This window comes from Bacillus sp. 105MF, from assembly GCF_000374885.1.
Classification (GTDB): domain Bacteria; phylum Bacillota; class Bacilli; order Bacillales; family Bacillaceae_G; genus Bacillus_A; species Bacillus_A pseudomycoides.
This window is the reverse complement of sequence record NZ_KB895597.1, coordinates 21,128-25,286: the sequence shown is the minus strand read 5'-3', so window position 1 is coordinate 25,286 and position 4,159 is coordinate 21,128. Positions and strand designations below refer to the sequence as shown.

At 34.0% G+C, this 4,159-nt stretch carries 4 protein-coding genes and 2 pseudogenes; 5 read left to right on the top strand and 1 reads right to left on the bottom strand.

Annotated elements, in window-relative coordinates:
- Nucleotides 1-77: 77 nt before the first annotated feature.
- The 3 genes and pseudogenes from C564_RS38505 to C564_RS0127035 form a co-directional block, all read left to right on the top strand.
- A pseudogene (locus C564_RS38505) lies at nt 78-203 on the top strand (ABC transporter ATP-binding protein); the annotation flags it as partial.
- A 96-nt stretch (nt 204-299) separates the two neighbouring features.
- Nucleotides 300-1,463 carry a serine hydrolase domain-containing protein gene (locus C564_RS0127040; protein WP_018767521.1) on the top strand — a complete coding sequence of 388 codons (1,164 nt, stop codon included), beginning with the start codon at nt 300-302 and terminating at the stop codon, nt 1,461-1,463.
- Between the two features lie 572 nt (nt 1,464-2,035).
- Nucleotides 2,036-2,503, top strand: a complete 468-nt coding sequence (locus tag C564_RS0127035; protein WP_018767520.1) for a GNAT family N-acetyltransferase — start codon at nt 2,036-2,038, stop codon at nt 2,501-2,503.
- Between the two features lie 179 nt (nt 2,504-2,682).
- Here the strand turns inward: C564_RS0127035 and C564_RS33805 are convergent.
- A pseudogene (locus tag C564_RS33805) lies at nt 2,683-3,064 on the bottom strand (ribbon-helix-helix protein, CopG family); the annotation flags it as partial.
- Between the two features lie 53 nt (nt 3,065-3,117).
- Between C564_RS33805 and C564_RS0127025 the strand changes: the two are divergent.
- Nucleotides 3,118-3,702 carry a GrpB family protein gene (locus C564_RS0127025; protein WP_018767518.1) on the top strand — a complete coding sequence of 195 codons (585 nt, stop codon included), beginning with the start codon at nt 3,118-3,120 and terminating at the stop codon, nt 3,700-3,702.
- 55 nt (nt 3,703-3,757) lie between these two features.
- Nucleotides 3,758-4,087, top strand: coding sequence for a hypothetical protein (locus C564_RS0127020; protein ID WP_018767517.1), 330 nt, complete (start codon nt 3,758-3,760; stop codon nt 4,085-4,087).
- Nucleotides 4,088-4,159: the final 72 nt, after the last annotated feature.

Below are 4,159 nucleotides of genomic sequence, written 5' to 3'. Positions count from 1 at the left end.
GTATGATCAAAATATAAAGAAGCATGAAAGGCGGAACAGATATGACTTATATATGAAAAACAAACCAGTTAACAAGAGTGTTTCAAGGAAAAGAAGTAATTTCTGGGGTTAACATACATGTGAAAAAAGAGGGATTTACCGTTTGTTAGGACAGAATAGCGTTTGTAAAAATAATCATTATGAAGATGATTACAAATTTAATGTTGACCTTTTGTCATTGGTAGAGATGATAGCTGTGTGGTTAGTATGAAACAGCAAGCAACCACCTATCCAATATGAATAGAGGAGAGGAATACCTTATGAAAACACGTAGCCAAATTACATTTGCAAGTCTGGCCCTTTTAATAGCTGGAAGTTCTCTGTTATACACAACACCAATCTCAATTGTAAAAGCAGAGTCCACTCAAAATGTATCTAGTTCGTTACACACAAGCACTCAACGAGATCGTAATTCCGTCAAACAAGTAATGCGGGATACATTGCAACTTGGATTCCCGGGGATACTTGCTAAAACTTCCGAGGGTGGAAAAACGTGGAGTTATGCCGCTGGGATAGCGGATCTGAGAACCAAGAAACCAATGAAAACAGATTTTCGCTTTCGCATTGGCAGTGTGACGAAGACGTTCATTGCAACAGTTGTACTTCAATTAGCTGGAGAGAACCGCTTGAATCTAGACGACTCCATCGAAAAATGGTTGCCTGGTGTCATTCAAGGAAACGGATATGATGGTAACCAGATTACTATCCGGCAGATATTGAATCATACAAGTGGTATCGCTGACTACTTAAGGTCAAAAGACTTTGATATTATGGATACCAAAAAATCGTATACGGCTGAAGAATTCGTAAAGATTGGGCTTTCTCTTCCTCCAGACTTTGCCCCAGGAAAGGGCTGGTCTTATTCAGACACAGGATACGTATTACTGGGTATCCTTATTGAAAAAGTAACTGGAAACAGCTATGCGGAAGAGGTTGAAAATCGGATTATTGAACCGCTTGAATTGTTGAATACATTCCTACCTGGCAATTCAAGCGTTATTCCAGGCACCAAGCATGCCCGTGGATATTTACAACCAGACGGAGCAAGTGAGCTAAAAGACGTTACTTATTCTAACCCAGGTAGCTCGGATGGAGATATGATTTCTACTGCTGACGACTTAAACAAATTCTTCTCTTACTTACTCCGTGGCAAATTACTGAAGGAACAGCAACTAAAACAAATGCTTACTACAGTTCCTACAGGAAGAGAAGGAATCGATGGATATGGCCTTGGAATCTATGAAATTAAGCTTCCAAACGGTGTCTCGATATGGGGACACGGAGGTAGCATTCCAGGGTTTCTTACTTTTGCTGGAGGTACAATTGGGGGCAAGCATACGTTGGCCGTCAATTTGAACAGCATGGGTAAAGCTAACAGTTCTGACCCTTTTAAAAATATTTTACTTGCTGAATTTAGCGAGTAGGCAAAAAGGAAAAACGGATAAATTTTGTCATAGTTTTTATAGTTAAACATATATCTTTCTGGTTCAAAAACCTCCAACTTACTCTAAAAATAACTTTTGGGGTTTTTGGAATTCCAGCGGCAATCCAACGCTATTAAGCTAATAAAACAAAATCCTCCCTAAAATGAAAAAATACGTCATCCTTTCCTATTGGAGTGCCCCATGAGAAAGAGACAATAAAAAACACCTCTCTAAATCGTAAGTATCAGTTATGATTTTAATGGAGGTGTTTTTCGTATTATGGATATAATTTCGCTTTAGCTTGATTGGCAGGGGATACCGCCACATCGCTATCAAGCTAACAAAAAGAAATCTCCTTAAAATGAAAAAAAATACGTGTTCACGAATAATAAAGTTGTTTGAAAAATAATAGAGTCATTTAAAAGATAATATAGTTGTTTAAAAATAAAATCGATACTAAGAGATTTAGTATCGGTTTTTTCCATATCGTTTATAATGATTATATAGAATATTCGGTAATTGGATATTTAACACAAGGACAGTAATAAGAATTTAAAAACGGAGGGGAATTTATGGATATTGATTTATTAGTAAATCGGCCAGAACATATAGAAGATGTTGCAAAAATGGTTTACAAAGAATTTGTTGTACCAACTAGCAGTAAAAAAACATATGAAGAAGTTGTCGATTTTTTTAAGGGAACATATGCAAATGAATTTCCAATCACTTTTATAGCGAATGTAGATGGACAATGTGTAGGAACAGTATCCGTATTTGAAAACGATTGGAAAGAAAAACCTCAATATAAACCTTGGTTAGCATCTTTATATGTTGAACCTTCATATCGAAGTCAAAAAATAGGGTTTTATTTAATCAACGACTTGCTAAAATATATGAAAAAAATAGGTTATACAAAAGTATTTTTAAAGACAGAAAATGCTTCAGCTTACTATGAAAAAAGAGGTTGGGAGCGCATCGAAACAGTTCTAGATGAACAAGGTGAAAATGTCGATATTTTTAAATATGCATTATTGAAATGATGGGGGCCATCATTAAAGATTTAGCTCTCGAATTAAACAACTTTATTATTCATTTTTTCTGGTTCTGGTGCAAAAACTCTTGCAAGTAATCTCCTAAACTTGGACATACTGATAGTATTACTCTAGAAAAAGGTGTGTAATCAGCATAGAAAAGGAAAATTTGTTCAAATGGAACCTTTTTATTTTTGATTAAGTGAGTTTTGATTAATTTTATCTCGAATTGCATCTTTAATAAATTCTTCGATGGAACTGTTTGTTTCCTCTACAATTTTTGTTATAGATTTATACTCGTTACTTGTGATAGTTACCGGCTTTGTTACGGTATTACTATCTAAATACACACTATTATTAACACGTTGTATCAGTTTTCCTTCTATTATATAGGGTGCTAAGCTATCCATCCATTCGGTCTGCACCCCAGATGGTAATGATACTAGAGATTGACGAATACCAAAATTCATCTTCTACTGATATTTTTAAGTTTCTCGGAGACACATACTGTAATATGAGATCAATAAATCGAAAAATATCACTTCGTAATTGGTCAGATTTAGGGAAACTTTGTAAAAAAGTTTGATAAAAACCACTTACTAAGTAAAATGGAGGAATGTATTGTGGGTAAGAGTTTATCAGAAATGTCACTTAAAGAATTGAGGGAGCTGTTTCCGATTATACTGAAAGAACATAATCCAATATGGAAAGATTGGTATTTACAAGAAGAAAAACTACTTAACAATATAATCGGTGATCAATATATTGAACGAATAAATCACATAGGAAGTACTTCTGTTAACGGTTTATTAGCAAAGCCAACGATAGATATATTGCTTGAAATAACAGAAGAGTGTGATTTGAAGTTTTTAGTGAGTATGTTTGAGAAAAATGGATATATTTTTGAAAAGCAACCACAAAAATCAGCACCACATATGATGTTTATGAAAGGCTATACAAAAAAAGGATTTGCCGAAAAAGTATTTCATCTTCATGTTAGGTATATAGGCGATTGGAATGAATTGTATTTTAGAGATTTTTTAAGACTGCATAAAGATGTCGCCAAAGAATATAGTAACTTAAAAATGAGCTTAATAGACAAATATGAACATGACAGAGATGGATATACGGAAGCAAAAACAGAGTTTGTTAACAAATATACTAAAATTGCAAAAACTGAATTTGAAAACAAATACATTCCAAACTAATGAGGGTTCTGGTGCAAATACTTAGGAAAGATATAAAGAGGCGAAAAGTTTCCTAGTGGAATCTAGTCTTAAGCAGCAATTCCAAATAGTTGATGGATGTGGGGTGGTACCCCATATTGAGCGGAAGTATTTAAAGAGTGAAGTAATGAGCGATAAGGCGATAAAGGCTCAAATGATGTTAGCTAATGATTGGTATTATTATCAGAAAAAGAATGCGGTTATGGCAATTGTGATAGCATTACGGATTATTGAAAAAATGTATCAGTCATTTCAAAAACAAATGATGATATTAAGGTATGTGTCAAAGTTCTATAATGAAAATAAAAATGAAATCGAACGTTCAAGAGAATCTGTATTAAAATTTACAAAAAGAAATGTAGATTAAGTAAATTTACGGGAGTTTATTAGGCTGACAGGATGCGGATGTCATACAGGTTATCAGTAAATAACAATTTTT

What these genes read in the sequence shown, in the direction of transcription:
- C564_RS0127040 (WP_018767521.1), top strand. Translation starts at nt 300, where the DNA reads ATGAAAACACGTAGCCAAATTACATTTGCAAGTCTGGCCCTTTTAATA.
- C564_RS0127035 (WP_018767520.1), top strand. Translation starts at nt 2,036, where the DNA reads ATGGATATTGATTTATTAGTAAATCGGCCAGAACATATAGAAGATGTT.